Annotated in this window: 17 protein-coding genes; 8 read left to right on the top strand and 9 right to left on the bottom strand. The window is 69.0% G+C overall.

What is annotated here, in order from left to right:
• Positions 1-59: 59 nt before the first annotated feature.
• The 3 genes from AB0M65_RS24670 to AB0M65_RS24680 are packed head-to-tail and all read left to right on the top strand — an operon-like array spanning position 60 to position 2,478.
• Entirely contained in the window at positions 60-626 is a 567-nt protein-coding gene (locus AB0M65_RS24670) for an NAD(P)H-dependent oxidoreductase (RefSeq protein WP_364031807.1), read from the top strand.
• Positions 627-649: 23 nt separating this feature from the next.
• Positions 650-1,630, top strand: coding sequence for an ATP-binding cassette domain-containing protein (locus AB0M65_RS24675; RefSeq protein ID WP_364031810.1), 981 nt, complete (start codon positions 650-652; stop codon positions 1,628-1,630).
• Complete coding sequence (locus AB0M65_RS24680; protein WP_364031813.1) at positions 1,627-2,478, top strand: ABC transporter permease; 852 nt, start codon at positions 1,627-1,629, stop codon at positions 2,476-2,478. Before AB0M65_RS24675 ends, AB0M65_RS24680 begins: the two co-directional genes overlap by 4 nt.
• Positions 2,479-2,506: 28 nt before the next feature.
• Here the strand turns inward: AB0M65_RS24680 and AB0M65_RS24685 are convergent, their stop codons facing one another.
• Positions 2,507-5,632: an AAA family ATPase gene (locus tag AB0M65_RS24685; protein ID WP_364031816.1), complete on the bottom strand. Its 3,126-nt coding sequence runs from the start codon at positions 5,630-5,632 to the stop codon at positions 2,507-2,509.
• Positions 5,633-5,888: 256 nt separating this feature from the next.
• On the opposite strand from AB0M65_RS24685, the gene AB0M65_RS24690 reads away from it, so the two are divergent.
• Entirely contained in the window at positions 5,889-7,163 is a 1,275-nt protein-coding gene (locus tag AB0M65_RS24690; RefSeq protein ID WP_364031819.1) for a cytochrome P450, read from the top strand.
• Between the two features lie 3 nt (positions 7,164-7,166).
• Here AB0M65_RS24690 and AB0M65_RS24695 read toward each other — a convergent pair whose 3' ends face one another.
• The 4 genes from AB0M65_RS24695 to AB0M65_RS24710 all read right to left on the bottom strand — a co-directional run bounded on the left by AB0M65_RS24695 (position 7,167) and on the right by AB0M65_RS24710 (position 9,644).
• Complete coding sequence (locus AB0M65_RS24695) at positions 7,167-7,793, bottom strand: alpha-ketoglutarate-dependent dioxygenase AlkB (RefSeq protein WP_364031822.1); 627 nt, start codon at positions 7,791-7,793, stop codon at positions 7,167-7,169.
• A gap of 96 nt (positions 7,794-7,889) precedes the next feature.
• Complete coding sequence (locus tag AB0M65_RS24700) at positions 7,890-9,125, bottom strand: DUF6596 domain-containing protein (RefSeq protein ID WP_364031825.1); 1,236 nt, start codon at positions 9,123-9,125, stop codon at positions 7,890-7,892.
• Positions 9,122-9,445, bottom strand: coding sequence for a YciI family protein (locus tag AB0M65_RS24705; RefSeq protein WP_364031828.1), 324 nt, complete (start codon positions 9,443-9,445; stop codon positions 9,122-9,124). The genes AB0M65_RS24700 and AB0M65_RS24705 overlap by 4 nt, the downstream gene beginning before the upstream one ends.
• A 40-nt stretch (positions 9,446-9,485) precedes the next feature.
• Entirely contained in the window at positions 9,486-9,644 is a 159-nt protein-coding gene (locus AB0M65_RS24710; protein WP_364031831.1) for a hypothetical protein, read from the bottom strand.
• A 337-nt stretch (positions 9,645-9,981) separates the two neighbouring features.
• On the opposite strand from AB0M65_RS24710, the gene AB0M65_RS24715 reads away from it, so the two are divergent.
• Positions 9,982-10,773, top strand: a complete 792-nt coding sequence (locus AB0M65_RS24715; RefSeq protein WP_364031833.1) for an alpha/beta fold hydrolase — start codon at positions 9,982-9,984, stop codon at positions 10,771-10,773.
• Here AB0M65_RS24715 and AB0M65_RS24720 read toward each other — a convergent pair.
• Positions 10,745-11,323: a hypothetical protein gene (locus AB0M65_RS24720; RefSeq protein WP_364031836.1), complete on the bottom strand. Its 579-nt coding sequence runs from the start codon at positions 11,321-11,323 to the stop codon at positions 10,745-10,747. The genes AB0M65_RS24715 and AB0M65_RS24720 overlap by 29 nt on opposite strands.
• A 135-nt stretch (positions 11,324-11,458) precedes the next feature.
• Here AB0M65_RS24720 and AB0M65_RS24725 point away from each other — a divergent pair, with 135 nt between their 5' ends.
• Positions 11,459-12,064, top strand: a complete 606-nt coding sequence (locus AB0M65_RS24725; RefSeq protein WP_364031839.1) for a hypothetical protein — start codon at positions 11,459-11,461, stop codon at positions 12,062-12,064.
• Positions 12,065-12,080: 16 nt separating this feature from the next.
• On the opposite strand, the gene AB0M65_RS24730 is transcribed toward AB0M65_RS24725, so the two are convergent.
• Together AB0M65_RS24730 and AB0M65_RS24735 are read right to left on the bottom strand one after the other, a co-directional pair.
• Positions 12,081-13,016: a pseudouridine synthase gene (locus tag AB0M65_RS24730; RefSeq protein WP_364031842.1), complete on the bottom strand. Its 936-nt coding sequence runs from the start codon at positions 13,014-13,016 to the stop codon at positions 12,081-12,083.
• Between the two features lie 70 nt (positions 13,017-13,086).
• Positions 13,087-13,485 (bottom strand): DUF5313 domain-containing protein, encoded by a 399-nt coding sequence (locus AB0M65_RS24735; protein ID WP_364031845.1) that lies wholly within the window; start codon positions 13,483-13,485, stop codon positions 13,087-13,089.
• Positions 13,486-13,600: 115 nt separating this feature from the next.
• On the opposite strand from AB0M65_RS24735, the gene AB0M65_RS24740 reads away from it, so the two are divergent.
• Positions 13,601-14,044 carry a MarR family transcriptional regulator gene (locus AB0M65_RS24740; protein WP_364031854.1) on the top strand — a complete coding sequence of 148 codons (444 nt, stop codon included), beginning with the start codon at positions 13,601-13,603 and terminating at the stop codon, positions 14,042-14,044.
• Positions 14,045-14,188: 144 nt separating this feature from the next.
• Positions 14,189-14,575, top strand: coding sequence for a DUF6292 family protein (locus tag AB0M65_RS24745; RefSeq protein ID WP_364031848.1), 387 nt, complete (start codon positions 14,189-14,191; stop codon positions 14,573-14,575).
• 179 nt (positions 14,576-14,754) lie between these two features.
• Here the strand turns inward: AB0M65_RS24745 and AB0M65_RS24750 are convergent, their stop codons facing one another.
• Positions 14,755-15,537 (bottom strand): alpha/beta fold hydrolase, encoded by a 783-nt coding sequence (locus tag AB0M65_RS24750; RefSeq protein WP_364031851.1) that lies wholly within the window; start codon positions 15,535-15,537, stop codon positions 14,755-14,757.
• Between the last annotated feature and the right edge of the window lie 224 nt (positions 15,538-15,761).

Raw genomic sequence — 15,761 nt, forward strand, 5'->3', positions numbered from 1 at the left:
TCTAGCGGAAGCCCGGCGGCTTTCTCGCGCCTGAGGGGTGAGGCGAGAGGAGGTCGGTCATGAACAAGATGCGAGTCGCGGTGATCATCGGCAGCACTCGCGAAGGGCGGGTGGGGGACGCGGTCGGCAAGTGGTTCACCGGCCGCGCGGACGCCAGGGACGACATCGTCCTCGACGTCCTCGACCTCGTCGACTTCGCTCTGCCCGCGGCGCTGCCGGAGCAGGCGACCCCGGAGATGAAGCGGTTCGCCGCCAGGGTGGACGACGCCGAGGCGTTCGTCGTCGTCACCCCCGAGTACAACCGCAGCTTCCCGGCGTCACTCAAGCAGGCGATCGACTGCGCCTACGACGAGTGGCGCGCGAAGCCGGTCGGCTTCGTCTCCTACGGCTACCGGTCACAGGGCCTCCACGCGGTGGAGCAGCTGCGCTCGATCTTCACCGAACTGCACACCGTGACGATGCGGGACACGGTCGCCTTCAACCTCCTTGACGGGACTTTCGCCCGCGACGGCACCCCTTTCGACACCGACGGGCAGGGACAGTCCGTGACCACCCTGCTCGACGAACTCACCTGGTGGGGTCTCGCCCTGCGCGAAGCACGCACCGCTCGTCCGTACGTCTGCTGAAAGCTTCTGAAGGGAACAAGAAAATGAGTGAACTGGCCATCGAAGCCTCGGGGCTGGTCAAAGTGTTCGGGGAGAACCGGGCGGTCGACGGGATCGACCTGAAGGTCCCCGCGGGCACCGTGTACGGCGTCCTCGGACCGAACGGCGCCGGCAAGACCACCGCGGTGAAGATGCTCGCGACCCTGCTCCGCCCCAACGGCGGGGAGGCACGCGTCTTCGGCAAGGACGTCGTCCGCGAGGCCGACGCGGTCCGGTCCATGGTGAGCTTGACCGGGCAGTACGCCTCGGTCGACGAGGATCTGACCGGGACCGAGAACCTGGTGCTGATCGGCAGGCTGACCGGGCATCGCAAACCGGCCGCACGGGCACGGGCGGAGGAGCTGCTGGCGGCCTTCGGGCTGACCGAAGCCGCGGGGCGGCAGGTGAAGAACTACTCCGGCGGGATGCGGCGGCGGATCGACATCGCCGCGAGCATCCTCAACACCCCGGACGTGCTCTTCCTCGACGAGCCCACGACCGGTCTCGATCCCCGCAGCCGCAACCAGGTCTGGGACATCGTGCGTGCGATCGTGCAGCACGGCACCACCGTCCTGCTGACCACGCAGTACCTCGACGAGGCCGATCAGCTGGCGTCCCGGATCGCGGTCATCGACCACGGGAAGGTCATCGCCGAAGGCACCAAGGGGCAGCTGAAGGCCTCGGTCGGCGCGGGCGCGGTCCACGTCCGGTTGCGTGAAGCCGACCAGCGACCGGAAGCCGAGGCATTGCTCACCCGGATCCTCGATGCGCAGGTGCAGCTCGAATCGGACCCGCTCGCGCTGACCGCCCGGCTTTCGGGTGACAGCACCCAGCAGGGCGCCGCCGAGCACGCCGCGCGCGCATTTACCGAACTGGCCCGCGCGGGCGTCGTCGTCGACACCTTCTCCCTCGGCCAGCCGAGCCTCGACGAAGTCTTCCTTGCCCTGACCGACCGCACCGCCACGCCTGAGGAGAGTGCAGCTTGAGCACCACAGCCGTCAAAGAGAACGAACCCGTCCTCGCGGCGCCGAAGCCCGAAGACCTCGCCGCCGTCCTGATCGCGAAGAACCGCCCGAAGCGCCCGACCGCGCTCTCGGCTTCGATCACCTTCGGGTGGCGCGCGATGCTGAAGATCAAACACGTGCCGGAGCAGCTGTTCGACGTCACGGCGTTCCCGATCATGATGACGCTGATGTTCACGTACTTGTTCGGTGGCGCGTTGTCCGGCTCGCCGACGGAGTACCTGCAGTTCGTGCTGCCGGGCATCATGGCGAGCAGCATCCTGATGATCACCATGTACACCGGGGTCGCGGTCAACACCGACATCGCCAAGGGCGTGTTCGACCGGTTCCGCACGCTGCCGATCTGGCGTCCGGCGGCGATGGTCGGCTACCTGCTCGGCGACATGCTGCGTTACCTCATCGCGGCGCTGGTGATCCTCGGTGTCGGCCTCATCATGGGCTTCCGCCCCGGCGGCGGGGTCGGCGGCGTGGCCGCGGCGATCCTCCTGCTGCTGGCGTTCTCGTTCGCGTTCTCGTGGATCTGGACGATGTTCGGCCTCCTGCTACGCAGTGAGAAGTCCGTGATGGGCGTCAGCATGATGGTGCTGTTCCCGCTGACCTTCCTCAGCAACATCTACGTCAACCCGGAGACGATGCCGGGCTGGTTGCAGGCCTTCGTCGACGTCAACCCGGTGACCCACGTGGTCGGCGCGGTCCGGTCGATGATGGACGGCAACTGGGACGGCGGCGAGATCACCTGGGTGCTGATCGCCGGGGCGGTCATCCTGGCGGTCTTCGGAACGCTGACGATGCGGCTCTACAACCGGAAATGAGCTGGGCGTGACCAGATCCCCTGGCGGCTCACAGCCGCCAGGGGACCTTGTCGCCGGGCGCGTACCGGCACGACGACCCGGTGGTGACCGACGCGCGCAGGTGTGCGGCCAGCACCGGATGCTGTTCGTCGAGTTTGCGGAAGGTGTCCCGGATCCGGGCGGTCACCGTCTTGCGGGCGCGTTCGGCTTCGTCGCCGAGACGCCGGGTGCGGCCACCGAGCCCGGCCGCCCGCCGCAGTTGCGCGAGCAGCGCGTCCCGTTCACGGTCCAGCGCGGCGGCGCGGCCGTCCTGGCCGAGTCCGGTCGCGGTGTCGATCAGGTCGTCGAGTTCGTCCAGCCGACGGCGGTAGCGGGCCTTGGCCTCGTCGTCGAGGACGGCGTCCCCGCCGAGACTCTTGGCGGCGACCACGACCTCGCCGCCCTCGGGATCGAGCAGCCGGACGGCCGGTACCTCCGAATCCGGTCTGCCGAGCAGGAAATGCAGGTCCCGCAAGCCTTTCGAGTCCGGCAGATGCGTGGTGACGCCGTCGAAGCGCAATGTCCACACGGTTTCGTCGCGGCGGAACTCGGCGAGCGGGGCAACCGGGGCCCGCGTGCGATCCCGCAGTTCGGCGACCCTGGCCACGACCTGCCGCCTGCCGATCGCGGTCGCCTCTCTGTCCACTTCGGACAGCAGGGCGGCGGCGGCGATCGCGTCCCCTTCGAGATCGCGGCCGAGCAAAGCCATCGCCAGCCAGGACTTGGCCTCGACCGCCCAGACCGTGGCCCTCAGCCGGTCCGCGGAGAGCGCGGCGTCACGCAGCCTGGCCACCGCGTCGTTCCAGCGTGCCTGTGCCAGATCGAGCCTGCCGAGCCAGAGTGCGACCGGACCGGAGATCTCGCAGCCGTACAGGGAAACCAACCATTCCCCGCGGTAGGGAGTGAGAAGCGCACGGGCTGCTTCACACCGTTCGGGGTCGCGCGAGATCGCCGCCGTATGCGCCTGGCAGCGCAGCCACAGCGCTTCGAGATCGCGGGGGTACGGTTTCGCGTCGGCGGCGAGATCGGTGAGCCGCACGGCTTCCGCGGCGTCCTCCCGCTGGGCGGCGGTGATCGCTTCCAGCAGCCGGCCGTAGGCGTACCCGCCGCCGTAGATCTCGCGGTGTAACCCGGCGAGATCGTCGAACCGGCCCTCGAGACACCATCGGGTCCACCGCTGCAGCTGGTTCAGATCGCCGAAATGGGGATGCTCGTCTCCCTCGTGTTTCGAGATCACCTGCTGGATGAACGCCTCGGCTTCGGCGAACCGGCCCTGGAGCGTGGCGATGATGCTCTGGTCGATCCGGGAGGCCAGCTGCGAACTCGGTGCCCGGCCGCTGGCCGCCAAGGCGACGAACTCCTGGTACTGCTCGAAATACCGGGGATCACCCTGTTCGAGCAGCGCCACCCATTTGAACGACGCCGCGTAGTGCTCCAGTTCGGGATTCGACGTCCGGCGGCCGACCACGACCAGTTCGTCGGTGAGCCGCTCCCGTTCCGCGGCGCTGCCCGGCCCCCAGATCGCGTCGTGCCGGGCCCACAAACCGAACAGCAGCGCGGAATCGTCCTGATCGTCGCGGGCGGCCACCATCATGCGCGCGGTCAGTTCCTGCGTCATCTCCTGAACGGTGAGTTCCCGGCCGGGCTCGCGGCCGCAGAGCCGTTGGTGCGCTTCGGTGAGCACCAGGATGGTCTCGTCGACCCGCAAACCCTTGTGATCGGCGCGGATCAGGGTCAGTGCCAGCCGGGCGAGGAGATCGTCGTCGTCGAGTTCGCGGATGAGCGCGGAGACCTCGTCGAGGACCTGCCTGCCCTCGTCGGTTTCGTGGTGGCGGGACAGAAGCGCGCCCAGTTCGAGCGCGATGACCGCACGACGGCGGTGATCCTCGGCGATCTCCATCGCCCGCCGGTAATGCGTGGCCGCCTCCTCGGCAGCCATCCGGCCGGTGGCGTCGACCGCCGCGGCCAGCAGCAGGTCCACGGCCTGATCCGGATTAAGTTCGGCACCGGCGAGCAGCGCGTGCCGAGCAAGGTCCGCTGGGAAGATCGGGTCCGGTGACTTCGGCGTCTCGCGGACCGCCGCGACGACCGCGGCGTGTAGTTTCCGCCGTTCCGCTTCGGACAGGCTCGCGTACAGCGTCTCGCGGACCAAATCGTGGGCGAAGGCGAACCGGCCCTGCCCGTGCACCACGACCAGCCGGGCCGCGACGGCCTGGTCGAGCAGCCTGTCCACCTGCGGCACGGGTGCCGAAGCCACCCCCGCGAGCAGTTTGCGGTGGAATTCCCTGCCGAGCACGGACGCGGTGGTCAGCAGGTCGAGAACCGGCTGGGGGAGCAGGGAAAGCCGTCGCTGCAGTGCGTCGGCGACGCCGGGTGCGATCGTCTCGGCGGAGCCGCCGCTGTGCCACAGCCGCGCCGTCTGCTCGACGAAGAACGGGTTGCCGCCGGTGCGGCGGTGGACCTCGGCGACGAGTGCGCCGTCCGGTTCCGCGCCCGCGGTCCTGGCCATGAGCGCCCCGACCTCGTCCGGGTCCAGGCCGGTGAGCGTGACCGAGGTGGCCTTCGCGAGCAAGGGAAGCATGAGCGAGCGAAGCGGGTGATCGGCCGTCTCGACCTCGACGTCCCGGTATGTGCCGATCAGCAGCAGCCGTTCGAACCAGGTGTGCTGCGCGGCGAATTCGAGCAGCCGCAGTGACGCGGTGTCGGCCCAGTGCAGATCGTCGAGCACCACCACGACCGGCCGTTCCTGGGACGCGGCCACCAGCGCGCTCGTCACCGCGTCGTAGAGGCGGAAGCCGTCCGCGGCGCCGTCGCCGCGGGCCTCGCCGAGCAGGACGTCCAGTTCACTGTCGGCCATCGCGGCCCACCGGCCCGGCTCGACCGAACGCCGCAACCCGCGCACCACCTGTGTCCACGGCCAGTAACCCGGTGCGCTGGCGGAGTCCCAGCAGGACCCGTTGAGGACAAGGGCGCCGAGGCGCTTCGCCTCTTCGGCGGCGCCTGTGACGAGCGTGGTCTTGCCGATCCCGGCCTCGCCGGTGACCAGAACCAGCCCGCCGTGGCTTTGGGCGGCGCGGCTGATCTCCGCGCGGAGTACCCCCGCGGGATGGTCACGTCCGATGAGCGCGGCTGACATGTCCGAATCCTCCCAGCAGGGTCCGACAATTTCACGACCGCCGCCGGATGTCAGGCATTGTCGTCGGATCGTGGTGACCGGCGGTGACCGACGTCTCCCGCTCGCCGGGAACCGCGCGCCGCCCGAATCCGACCTCCTGGTCGTGACCAATCGAGTGGGACGACGGGTGAACGGCCGTCGCGATTCCTGCCCAGCCGGGCGAGCCCGGCCCGTTGTGCCAGGTCAGGTACTACGCGGCTGGAGTAGTGTGCGGAGCATGGGGAGCATCCGCTCGCGCGTGTTGGCATGGATCGGCCGCCGTTACCTCGCGCGTCAGCAGAAGAACGGCTTCGACCTGTCGAAGATGTCCATCATCCCGGACAACCTCCTGAAGCCGCTCAGGCGTGACGGTCTCGACCCGATCGCCGAGCTGGGCCGCGTCCGCGCCGAGGAGCCGATCAGCAAGCTGGACCTGCCGTTCGGGATGAACGGCTGGCTGGTCACCGGCTACGACGAGGCCAAGGCCGTGCTCGGCAAGGTGGCCGAGTTCAGCAGCGACTTCACGAATCTGGTCGGGAGCGCGGGGGTGACCGAGGACCAGAACCCCGGCGGGCTCGGGTTCGCCGATCCGCCGGTGCACACCCGGCTGCGGCGGCTGCTGACGCCGGAGTTCACCATGCGGAGGCTTTCGCGGCTGACGCCGCGGATCGACGAGATCGTCGCCGACCAGCTCGACGCGATGGAGAAGGCGGACGGCCCGGTCGATCTCTGGGAGGCCTTCGCGCTGCCGATCCCGTCGCTGACGATCTGCGAGCTGCTGGGCGTCCCGTATGAGGACCGCGACGGCTTCCAGCGGCTGAGCACCGCGCGGTTCGATCTTTTCGGCGGCGCGGGCGCGTCACTCGGTGCGATGACCGAGTCGCTGTCCTATCTGGACGACATCGTCAAGAAGCAACGCGAGAACCCGGGCGACGGCCTGCTAGGCATGCTCATCAAGGAGCACGGCGACGAGATCGACGACCGCGAGCTGGCAGGCCTCGCCGACGGCGTGCTCACCGGCGGGCTGGAGACCACGGCGAGCATGCTCGCACTCGGTGCGCTCGTGCTGCTGAAGGACCGCTCGCTGTTCGAAACCGTCCGTGGTGACGACGACGCCGTCCACAAGTTCGTCGAAGAACTGCTGCGCTACCTGACCGTCGTGCAGATGGCCTTCCCGCGGTTCGCCAAGGAGGACATGGAGGTCGCCGGCGTCCAGATCGCGAAGGGCGACATTGTGCTGGTCTCCCTCAGCGTCGCGAACCGCGATGGCGTTCTGGGCGAGGACATGGAGAAGTTCGACGCGACCCGTGAGCCGACGTCGCACCTCGCCTTCGGCTGGGGTATCCACCGCTGCATTGGTGCCGAACTCGCCAGGATGGAACTGCGCACCGCCTATCCCGCGCTGGTGCGCCGGTTCCCGGAGATGCGGCTGGCGATCGAACCGGACGCCGTCGGCTTCCGGGAGGTCTCGATCGTCTACGGCGTCGACGCGCTGCCCGTTCTGCTGGACTGAGCCTCAGGCGACTCCTCTCGGCCGGAACTGGATGCTGATCCTCGGCCCGACGGGTTTGGCCGTCTTGGGGATGGCGTGTTCCCACGTCCGCTGGCAGCTGCCGCCCATGACGATCAGGTCGCCGTGGCCGAGGGAGTGCCGGATCGTCTCGCCGCCACCTCGCGGCCGCAGCGTCAGCTGCCGGGCGGCGCCGATCGAAACGATCGCGACCATGGTGTCCTCGGTGCGGGAGCGGCCGGTGTCGTCGCCGTGCCAGGCGACGCTGTCCCGGCCGTCCCGGTAGTAGCAGAGGCCGGACGTGACGAACGGTTCGCCGAGCTCGTCCGCGTAATGCGCGGAGAGCGTTTCCCGCGCTTCGGTGACGATCGGGTGGGGGAGCGGCATGCCTTCGCGGTAGTAGCTCAGCAGCCGGGGTACGGCGACGACGCGGTCGTACATCTGCCGTCGTTCGGCTTGCCATGGCACGTCTTCGGCGAGGCGGGTGAACAGTTCGCCCGCGCCGGTGAGCCAGCCGGGGAGCACGTCGATCCAGGCACCACGGGTCAGCTCGGTGCGCCGGAGCGAGCCGAGCGAGCCGAGCCCGAGGGCGGCGCACTCGTCGAACAGTGAGGCTTGAAGCGCGGGGGTCATGACAACCGAAGCTACCCCGGCGGCGGCCGTTTGTCGAACGTGTGTTCGATTCGGATTTCGACCTGCGCCGTCGTGCCCGACCGCGATCCGTCGGCGCTACCGCAGCTGGTCGCGGCGGCGGGTCAGGTAGGCGATCTCGGCGGTGTTGCCCGCCAGCTCGATGGCTTTGTCGTAGGCCGCGCGCGAGTCCCCGCCGCGGCCCAGCCGTCGCAGCAGGTCGGCGCGGGTGGCGTGGTAGGCGTGATAGCCGGCCAGCTTGTCCTCGAGGCGGTCGACGGCCGCGAGCGCCACCTCCGGGCCGTCGAGCTCGGCGACCGCGATGGCCCGGTTGAGGGCGATGATCGGCGAGTGGTCGAGGCGGACGAGCTGGTCGTAGAGTGCGGCGATCTGCGACCAGTCGGTGTCGCGGACGTCGCGGGCCGAAGTGTGCACGGCGTTGATCGCCGCGAGGATCTGGTAGCGACCCGGAGTCACCCCGGCGGCGGCAGCGGCGAGACGTTCGCGCACCAGCCGATGTCCCTCCGCGATCAGCGTCGTGTCCCAGGCCCCGCGATCCTGCTCGTCGAGGGCGACCAGTTCACCGCTCGCCGAGATCCGGGCGGTGCGGCGGGCCTCGGTGAGCAGCATCAGCGCCAGCAGCCCGGCCACCTCGCCGTCCTGCGGCAGGAGGACCCGGATCAGGCGGGCGAGCCGGATCGCCTCGGCGGTCAGGCCAGGACGGACCGGATCAGCGTCGGGGCCGGTCGCCAGGTAGCCCTCGTTGAAGACGAGGAAGAGGACGGCGAGCACGCCGGAGACCCGGGACGGCAGATCCTCCGCGGACGGCACCCGGTAAGGGATGCGCGCCGCCGTGATCTTGGCCTTCGCACGAGTGATCCGCCGCCCCATGGCGGTCTCCTGCACCAGGAAGGCGCGGGCGATCTCGGGCATGGTCAGACCGCCGACCATACGCAGCGTCAGCGCCACGCGGGATTCCATCGCCAGCGCCGGGTGACAGCAGGTGAAGAGCAGCCGGAGCCGGTCGTCGCCGATGGCGCCAAGAGGCTCGGGCGGGTCGTCGTCGTACACCATCCGAGCCTCCTTGTGCTTGTCGTCGCGTTTGTTCTCACGCCGGATCCGGTCGATGGCCTTGCGGTGGGCGGTGGTGGTCAGCCAGGCGCCGGGATTGGGCGGCAGGCCGTCGGCCTGCCACCGCTCGACGGCGGTCGCGAACGCCTCGGCGGCCGCCTCCTCGGCGATGTCGAGATCACCGAAACGTCTGGTCAGCGTGGCGACCACCCGGGCCCATTCCTCGTGGTGGGCCAGGGTGATCGCTTCTTCGACGTCGCTCATTGGAACGGCCGCACCTCGATCTTCCGATCGCAGACCTTCGACGCCTCGGTGGCGAGTTTGAGCGCCACATCCAGATCGGGGGCCTCCCACACCCAGACTCCGGCGAGGTACTCCTTCGACTCCACGAAAGGCCCGTCGCTGAACACCGCCTGCTCGCCCCGGTTGTCGATGACCGTGGCCGTGTCGGTGTCCGCGAGCCCGCCCGCGAAAACCCAATGGCCCTCGGCGATCAGCCGTTCGTTGAACTCGCTGATAGCAGGCTGCTTGTCCGTGCTGCCGGGATTGCTCTTGTCGTCGATCACGGAAACCAGGTATCGCATGTGCAGATCATCTCCTGTCGGGAAAGCGTGGTCAGTGACTTCAGGCGCCCTGGCCGAGAACCACCGGGACGACGTTCAGGATCATCTCGTCGATCAGATCGTGCTCCAGCAGCCACCGGGTCAGCGTGCTTTTGCCTCGGCGCCACCCCTCGCGGGCGGCCTCACCCCTGCTACGAACACCGCCGCCCCGATCCGACACCGGCCCCCGGATTTCTTCGAAGAACTTTCCGGACGCCGCCTCGCGCGCTTAAAGAGGGGTAAGGCAAACGTGGCGTGACCGGGTGTCGGTGCCCGCTCGCGTGTTGCGAAAGCGCCCTTCGCGACACGCGCGGGGTGGTCGGTCCAGGGGACGCTGTCCGCGTCTATGAAGGATCTGGGACGTTGAGTGTCCTAATTCCTTCATGGACAAGCTCGAGATCAGGATGGTGTCCGAATACCCCGTCGAGGTGGGTAGCCCTATCCGCGGCCACGCCACTTTGTCTTCCCCCTCGATAAATGACCTGCGTCGCACGCCGTCACCCGGCACGATGGGCCGCATGATCAACACAATCCTCTCCGCCGACGCGACGCCGATCGCGGTCGAGCGGCGCGGCGCGGGTCCGGTCGTGGTGATCGTCGCGGGCGCGAGCAACGACCGCCGCGGCGACGAACCGCTGGTCGCGGCGCTGACGGCCGAGTACTCCGTGGTGACCTACGACCGTCGCGGGCGCGGCGACAGCGGCGACAACGGGGACAGCCCGCCGTACGCCGTCGAGCGCGAGATCGAGGACCTCGCCGCCGTGGTCGCCTCGTTCGACGAACCGGTGATCGTGCATGGCATTTCCTCCGGCGGGGCGCTGGCCTTGCTCGCCGCCGCGGCCGGGGTGCCGATGGCGCGGCTGTCGGTCTTCGAACCGCCGTATCGCGGCGAGGCCGAAGAGGTTCCCGAGGACTACGCCGACGAGATGCGTGACCTCGTCGCGGCCGGCCGGTGGGACGACGCCGTCGCGCTCTTCATGATGTCCGCGGTCGGATCCCCGGCGGAGGCCGTCGAGGAGGCCAAGGCGACGCCGATGTGGGCCGAACTCCGCTCGTTCGCACCCACGCTGGTCTACGACGCCCGCGTCATGGGCGACTCGAAGGTCCCGGCGGAGCGCCTGGCCTCGATCACGGCACCGACGCTCGTGGTGAACAGCAACGGCAGCACGGACTGGCTGAAGACGGCCGCCGCGGTCACCACGAAAGCCGTCCCGGGCGCGCGGCACGTCGAACTGGACGGCGAATTCCACAACGTCCCGCCCGAGCGGCTGGTTCCGGAACTCAGCGCGTTCTACCGGGATCCTCGCTGATCGCACGCAGATAGGCCGCGCCGCGCGGGGAAATCCGGTAGCCGGTTTCGAGGCTCAGTGTCAGGCCGAGGTCCTTGAGCTTGCGGATATCGAGCTTCAGCGGATCTTTCTCGCGGCCGAGGAGGTCGGCGAGTTCTTGTGCCCGGCGTCCGGGTTGGCCGTCGATGAGCCGCAGTGTCTCATGGGTCCACGAGCGGCGTTTGTCCATCTTGGACAACTTCTTGCCGATGGCCGCGACGTCCTTTTCGGACAGTTCGTCGTCGGCGCTGAGGGCGTGCCGCGGATCGGGCCCGAGGTAGCGCAGGCGGATGCGGTACACCGGGGCGTCCGCGGGCCCGCGCAGTGTCCCGCGCACCGCGTTCGCCGACTCCGCCCCGGAGCGGCGGGCGTCGGCCTCGGTGATGGCGGCGGGGTCGACGATCTCGACCGAGTCGACGGCGATCAACCCGGCTCCGGTGCGCATCGTGTCGCCCTGGCGGACATTGGGTTTCGCCCAGCGCCGGAACGCCAGGTCGACCGTCCCGGCCTCCAGTCCTTCGAGGACCGTCATGGAGAGGATCACCGTCGCTACCCAATCAGCGGGACACCGGTGCGTCAACTCCTTGTCCGATGACGGTTCGTGCTCGTACAGTCGCAGCCTGGTCCTGGTCTGGACCACCGCCGCCCTGAAGGTGCAGGAGGCAGGATGCGGAGACGACTTCGGACCGCCGGGGTGGTCGCGGCGGCCGTCCTCGGCCTGGTGGCGTCGGCGATGCCGGCGAGCGCGCAGGTCGGAACGGGGCCGTGGACGACGGAGAATCCCTCGTTCAAGGTCCAGGAACGTGGTTGCGGAACGGTGAACGGGCTCGACTTCGAGCTGACCTGTTCCACCGGGAGTGGTGACCAGCGGGCGGAGCGGCGCTACGTGACCTACACCGGCGGGACCCGGCAATTCGAGGGCTCGTTCCGGATCACCAGCATGGCGGGTACCCGGATCAGCCTGAAGCAGACCTTCCGCGACGCGCCGAGCGCCGGCCCGTACTTCATGCTGGCGGTCGAACGCGGCGGGCGGCTCTACGCCGTCCACGGCGGGGAAACGCTGGGCAGCGGGGCGACCGTCGGGACATCGGTGCGGGTCAACACTGTCCACCAGGTCGGCAGCACGCACAAGGTGTACCTCAACGGTTCGCTGAAGCAGACCGTGAGCAGCAGCGGCGGCAGTTACTACGACAAGTTCGGGGCCTACCGGACGGCCAGTGGCGCCGGGCCGGTGAAGGTGACCTGGAGCGGGGTCAAGTTCTGGCGTAAATGAGCCGCACGCGGTGACTTCACGGACCTCGGCGCCAGGCGTCGAGGTCCGTCCACGCCTTGAGGGTCTGGCTGCTTTCGAAACGGCGGCGTTCGCGGGTGACCGGGTCGGTGAATTCGAGGACTTTCGCCAGTAGCTGCAAGGGTTCGGTGAAGTCGTCGAGCGGGGTTTCGGTCAGCTCGGGGTAGAAGTCGTCGCCGAGGATCGGCAACCCGAGGCCGCTCATGTGCAGCCTCAGCTGATGGGTCCGGCCGGTCGCGGGGAGCAGCCGGTAGCGGCCGAGGCCGTCGCGGTGCTCGATGAGCTCGACCCGGGTCTCCGCGTTGGGCGGCCCGTCGACCTCCTGCGCGGCGATGACCCCGCGTTCCTTGACGATGCGGCTGCTGATCTCACGCGGCATCGCGATGTCAGGGTCGTAGCGTGCGATCGCTTCGTATTCCTTGTGTACCAGGCGATCCCGGAACATCGTCTGGTACTTGCCGCGGAGTTCGGGGGTGATCACGAACAGGAGGAGCCCGGCGGTGACCCGGTCGAGCCGGTGCGCGGGGCTCAGTCGCGGGAGATCGAATTCAGTGCGGAGGCGGACCAGCGCGGTCTGCAGGATGTGCTGCCCGCGCGGGATCGTCGCGAGAAAATGCGGTTTGTCGGCGACCAGGAAATGTTCGTCGCGGTGGACGATCGAAACCTCGAACGGAACGTCGACCTCGTCGGGCAGGTCGCGGTGGAACCAGATGAACGAGTCCGGGACGAACGGCGCGTCGACGCCCAGCGGCCCGTCGAGCCCGACGATGCGTTCCTCGCGAAGCATCTCCTCGATCCGCTCAGGAGCGACGCGGGGGAGGCGTTCGACGAGGTGCTCGCGCAGCGTCGTCCACGGTCCCTCGGCGGGCATCTTGAGCCTCGCGGGGTCGAGCCCGTGCCGGGGCGGAAGCGGCGGGCGGAGCTTGCGTCTCATCGATCCGCACTTTAGCCGGGCCTGCTCGGCGCTCGGCTGGCCGCGGTGGTGGTTGCCTCCCGGGCGTGTGTCAGGACTCCGGCTGGTCCCGGTACCGCGCCAGATACCGCTCGGTGACGTCGGCCTCCGCGATCGCGGTCGCCTCGGCCCGGACACGCCGTCCGGTGCCCGGTTCGAAACCGTGTTTGGCGAGCCGGTGCTCGATGCTTTCCTCCATGTAGGCCAACGAGTAGAAGTACGCGACGAGCGCGGCCATCAGCACGATCGACAACCGCAGGGGCAGCGGCCCTGGCAGGAGCAGCCAGACAGCGCAGAGCGGCGCGATCATCACCGTGCTGCGCGCGACGTGCCGCCAGCGCCAGTTTCCGGTGGTCGCGTCGTGGAGGATCCAGTCGTGGTGGCGCTCGGGCAGCCTGCCGCCGAGTGAGTACCACAGCCAGCGGATCACGTCCGGGCGCTTGCGGGGCATCGGGCGACTCCCTTCCTTCGACGTTCGCCACAGTACGCTAATCGTTAGCGTGCTAATCATTAGTGTCGCCCACGCCACCGCTAGGATCGGCGGCATGAGTTCGGAAGGGCCGGGGATGAAGGCGATCGATCTGGGCGAGGACCCGCTCGCCCTGGAGCGTCAGGTGTGTTTCGCGCTGTCGGTCGCTTCGCGCAGCGTCATCGCGATCTACCGTCCGCTGCTGGAGCCGTACGGGCTCACCCATCCGCAGTATCTCGTCATGCTGGCGCTGTGGGAGCGGGGACCGCAGACGGTGAAGGACCTGAGCGTCGCCTTGCGCGCCGAGCCCGCGACACTGTCGCCGCTGCTCAAACGTCTGGAGTCGATCGGTTACGTCACGCGGCGGCGCCGTTCCGAGGACGAGCGGCTGCTGACGGTCGAGCTGACGGAATCGGGGCACGCGCTGCGCGTCGAGGCCGAGAAGATCCCGTACCGGGTCGTCGAGAAACTCGGAATGGAGGTCGCCGAGCTGGAGACGCTGCACAAGGCACTGACTCGTGTCATCGAGGCCACGGCTTGAGAGAATCGAAACCTGGGCGTGACGAAATGGGGGTGTGAAGCCCCGCCTGGATGGGTATTTCCCGTCACGCCAACTCAAGATGACAGGAAGCTGAGGACCGTGACGACCTCGACCCCCGCCCCCTCGGAAGCAGGTCTGGATCTGATGACCAGACTGAACGCGTATCTGGAGGACGTGGCTTCGGCTTTGGGGATACGGATGGATTCGTGCACGGCCGACCTCACCGGTCCGGTCACCGCCAGCTTGCGGCTGGATTGGCGCCTTCCCGGTTTTCCCGAGCGCGACGTCGACCTGCAGTGGCACGAGGAGCACGGCTGGTCGGCCGCGGTCGTGACGCGGTCGGGGGACGACCACCACGTCGTCGTCGGCTATCTCGGCGGCCGCTCGGTGGCGCCGCAACCGCGGCGGGTGGCCCGGTTCGCCGAGACGCTGCGCGCCGGCGACCACCAGGATTGCTGGCCGGGACCGCCGACGCTGCGCACCGCCGGCGGATCGTCCGCGCTGGCCAAGGAGCTGTCCGCCTGGGCCTGACGCCGCTCAGCCCCGCTCGCGGTCAGTGTGAGCGGGCAAGACTCGCCTTGCGCACCGAGGGTTCCTTCGACCGACCAAGTGCCGGAGCCGCCTTCGACGCAGGTGCGTCCGGCGCGTCCTCGCGAAACTGGGGCTGGCCAACCGGACCGAGATCGTCGCGTGGGCGAGTCGGGAAGGCGTCAGGGACTGACGGTCAGCCTGCCGACGATACGGGCGACGACGGCGTCCAAATGGTCGTCGAGGAAGAAATGCCCGCCGTCGAAGACCTCCATCTCGAACGAGCCGGTGGTGTGGTCGCGCCAGTTCCCGACGTCACGCACGTCCAGCACCGGGTCCGCGTCGCCGGTGAGCGCCACGACCGGGCAGGACACGCCGGGGCCCGGTCGATAACGATAGGTCTCGATGGCCTTGTAGTCGCCGCGCAGGGCGGGCATCACGAGATCGAGGATGTCCGGGTCGTCGAGGACCGTCGTGTCCGTGCCGCCGAGCCGGTTGACCTCGGCGAGGAAGGCCGCGTCGTCGGAGAGGTGGTGCCACTCCTCCTTGTGCACGCCCGGCCCGGGGCGGCCCGAGACGAACAGCGCCGCCGGGACGATGTCACGTGCTTCGAGCCGTCGCGCGACCTCGAACGCGATGGCGGCGCCCATGCTGTGGCCGAAGAGCGCGAACGGCCGGGGCAGCGCGGACACGACCTCCACCAAGCGTTCGGCGAGGACGTGCAGATCATCGATGACCGGCTCGGTGAGCCGGTCCTGCCGGCCCGGGTACTGGACGGTGTGCACGTCGATGACGGGGGAGAGCGCCGACGACAGCGAGTGATAGGCGCTCGCCGACCCGCCCGCGTGCGGCAAGACGACGAGCCGCATCCCGGCAGCCGGTGCCGGGTGGAAGCGACGCGTCCAGCCGCGCGGAGCCCGCACCACCATCGGAATCCCCCAATCCGCGCGGAAGTGACCGCGCACTACCGGAATGTACGGGTGATCCACGGGGCGAGTCCACGGTGTACGGGCTCGTCGCGTCTCGTCGGACCGGACATCGGACGTGCCTGGGCCGCACGCTCGGGTCGCGGGGGTCGGGTTGTCGTGAGTGTTTTGGGGGCCGCTGGCGAGCGCGACGGTGAGCTTCCTGCAATTCCCGGATCACGACCAACGGCTGATCCCGTAGCTGCGCCGGACTTACCTCGACG

Origin of the sequence: Amycolatopsis sp. NPDC051071, assembly GCF_040682875.1 — a bacterium.
Lineage (GTDB): Bacteria > Actinomycetota > Actinomycetes > Mycobacteriales > Pseudonocardiaceae > Amycolatopsis.

Bases quoted from the DNA above. Each gene is read 5' to 3' on its own strand.
- AB0M65_RS24695 (WP_364031822.1), bottom strand. From the start codon at position 7,793: ATGACCCCCGCGCTTCAAGCCTCACTGTTCGACGAGTGCGCCGCCCTC.
- AB0M65_RS24715 (WP_364031833.1), top strand. From the start codon at position 9,982: ATGATCAACACAATCCTCTCCGCCGACGCGACGCCGATCGCGGTCGAG.
- AB0M65_RS24690 (WP_364031819.1), top strand. From the start codon at position 5,889: ATGGGGAGCATCCGCTCGCGCGTGTTGGCATGGATCGGCCGCCGTTAC.
- AB0M65_RS24685 (WP_364031816.1), bottom strand. From the start codon at position 5,632: ATGTCAGCCGCGCTCATCGGACGTGACCATCCCGCGGGGGTACTCCGC.
- AB0M65_RS24720 (WP_364031836.1), bottom strand. From the start codon at position 11,323: ATGACGGTCCTCGAAGGACTGGAGGCCGGGACGGTCGACCTGGCGTTC.
- AB0M65_RS24705 (WP_364031828.1), bottom strand. From the start codon at position 9,445: ATGCGATACCTGGTTTCCGTGATCGACGACAAGAGCAATCCCGGCAGC.
- AB0M65_RS24670 (WP_364031807.1), top strand. From the start codon at position 60: ATGAACAAGATGCGAGTCGCGGTGATCATCGGCAGCACTCGCGAAGGG.
- AB0M65_RS24725 (WP_364031839.1), top strand. From the start codon at position 11,459: ATGCGGAGACGACTTCGGACCGCCGGGGTGGTCGCGGCGGCCGTCCTC.
- AB0M65_RS24675 (WP_364031810.1), top strand. From the start codon at position 650: ATGAGTGAACTGGCCATCGAAGCCTCGGGGCTGGTCAAAGTGTTCGGG.
- AB0M65_RS24740 (WP_364031854.1), top strand. From the start codon at position 13,601: ATGAAGGCGATCGATCTGGGCGAGGACCCGCTCGCCCTGGAGCGTCAG.
- AB0M65_RS24745 (WP_364031848.1), top strand. From the start codon at position 14,189: ATGACCAGACTGAACGCGTATCTGGAGGACGTGGCTTCGGCTTTGGGG.
- AB0M65_RS24700 (WP_364031825.1), bottom strand. From the start codon at position 9,125: ATGAGCGACGTCGAAGAAGCGATCACCCTGGCCCACCACGAGGAATGG.
- AB0M65_RS24730 (WP_364031842.1), bottom strand. From the start codon at position 13,016: ATGAGACGCAAGCTCCGCCCGCCGCTTCCGCCCCGGCACGGGCTCGAC.
- AB0M65_RS24735 (WP_364031845.1), bottom strand. From the start codon at position 13,485: ATGCCCCGCAAGCGCCCGGACGTGATCCGCTGGCTGTGGTACTCACTC.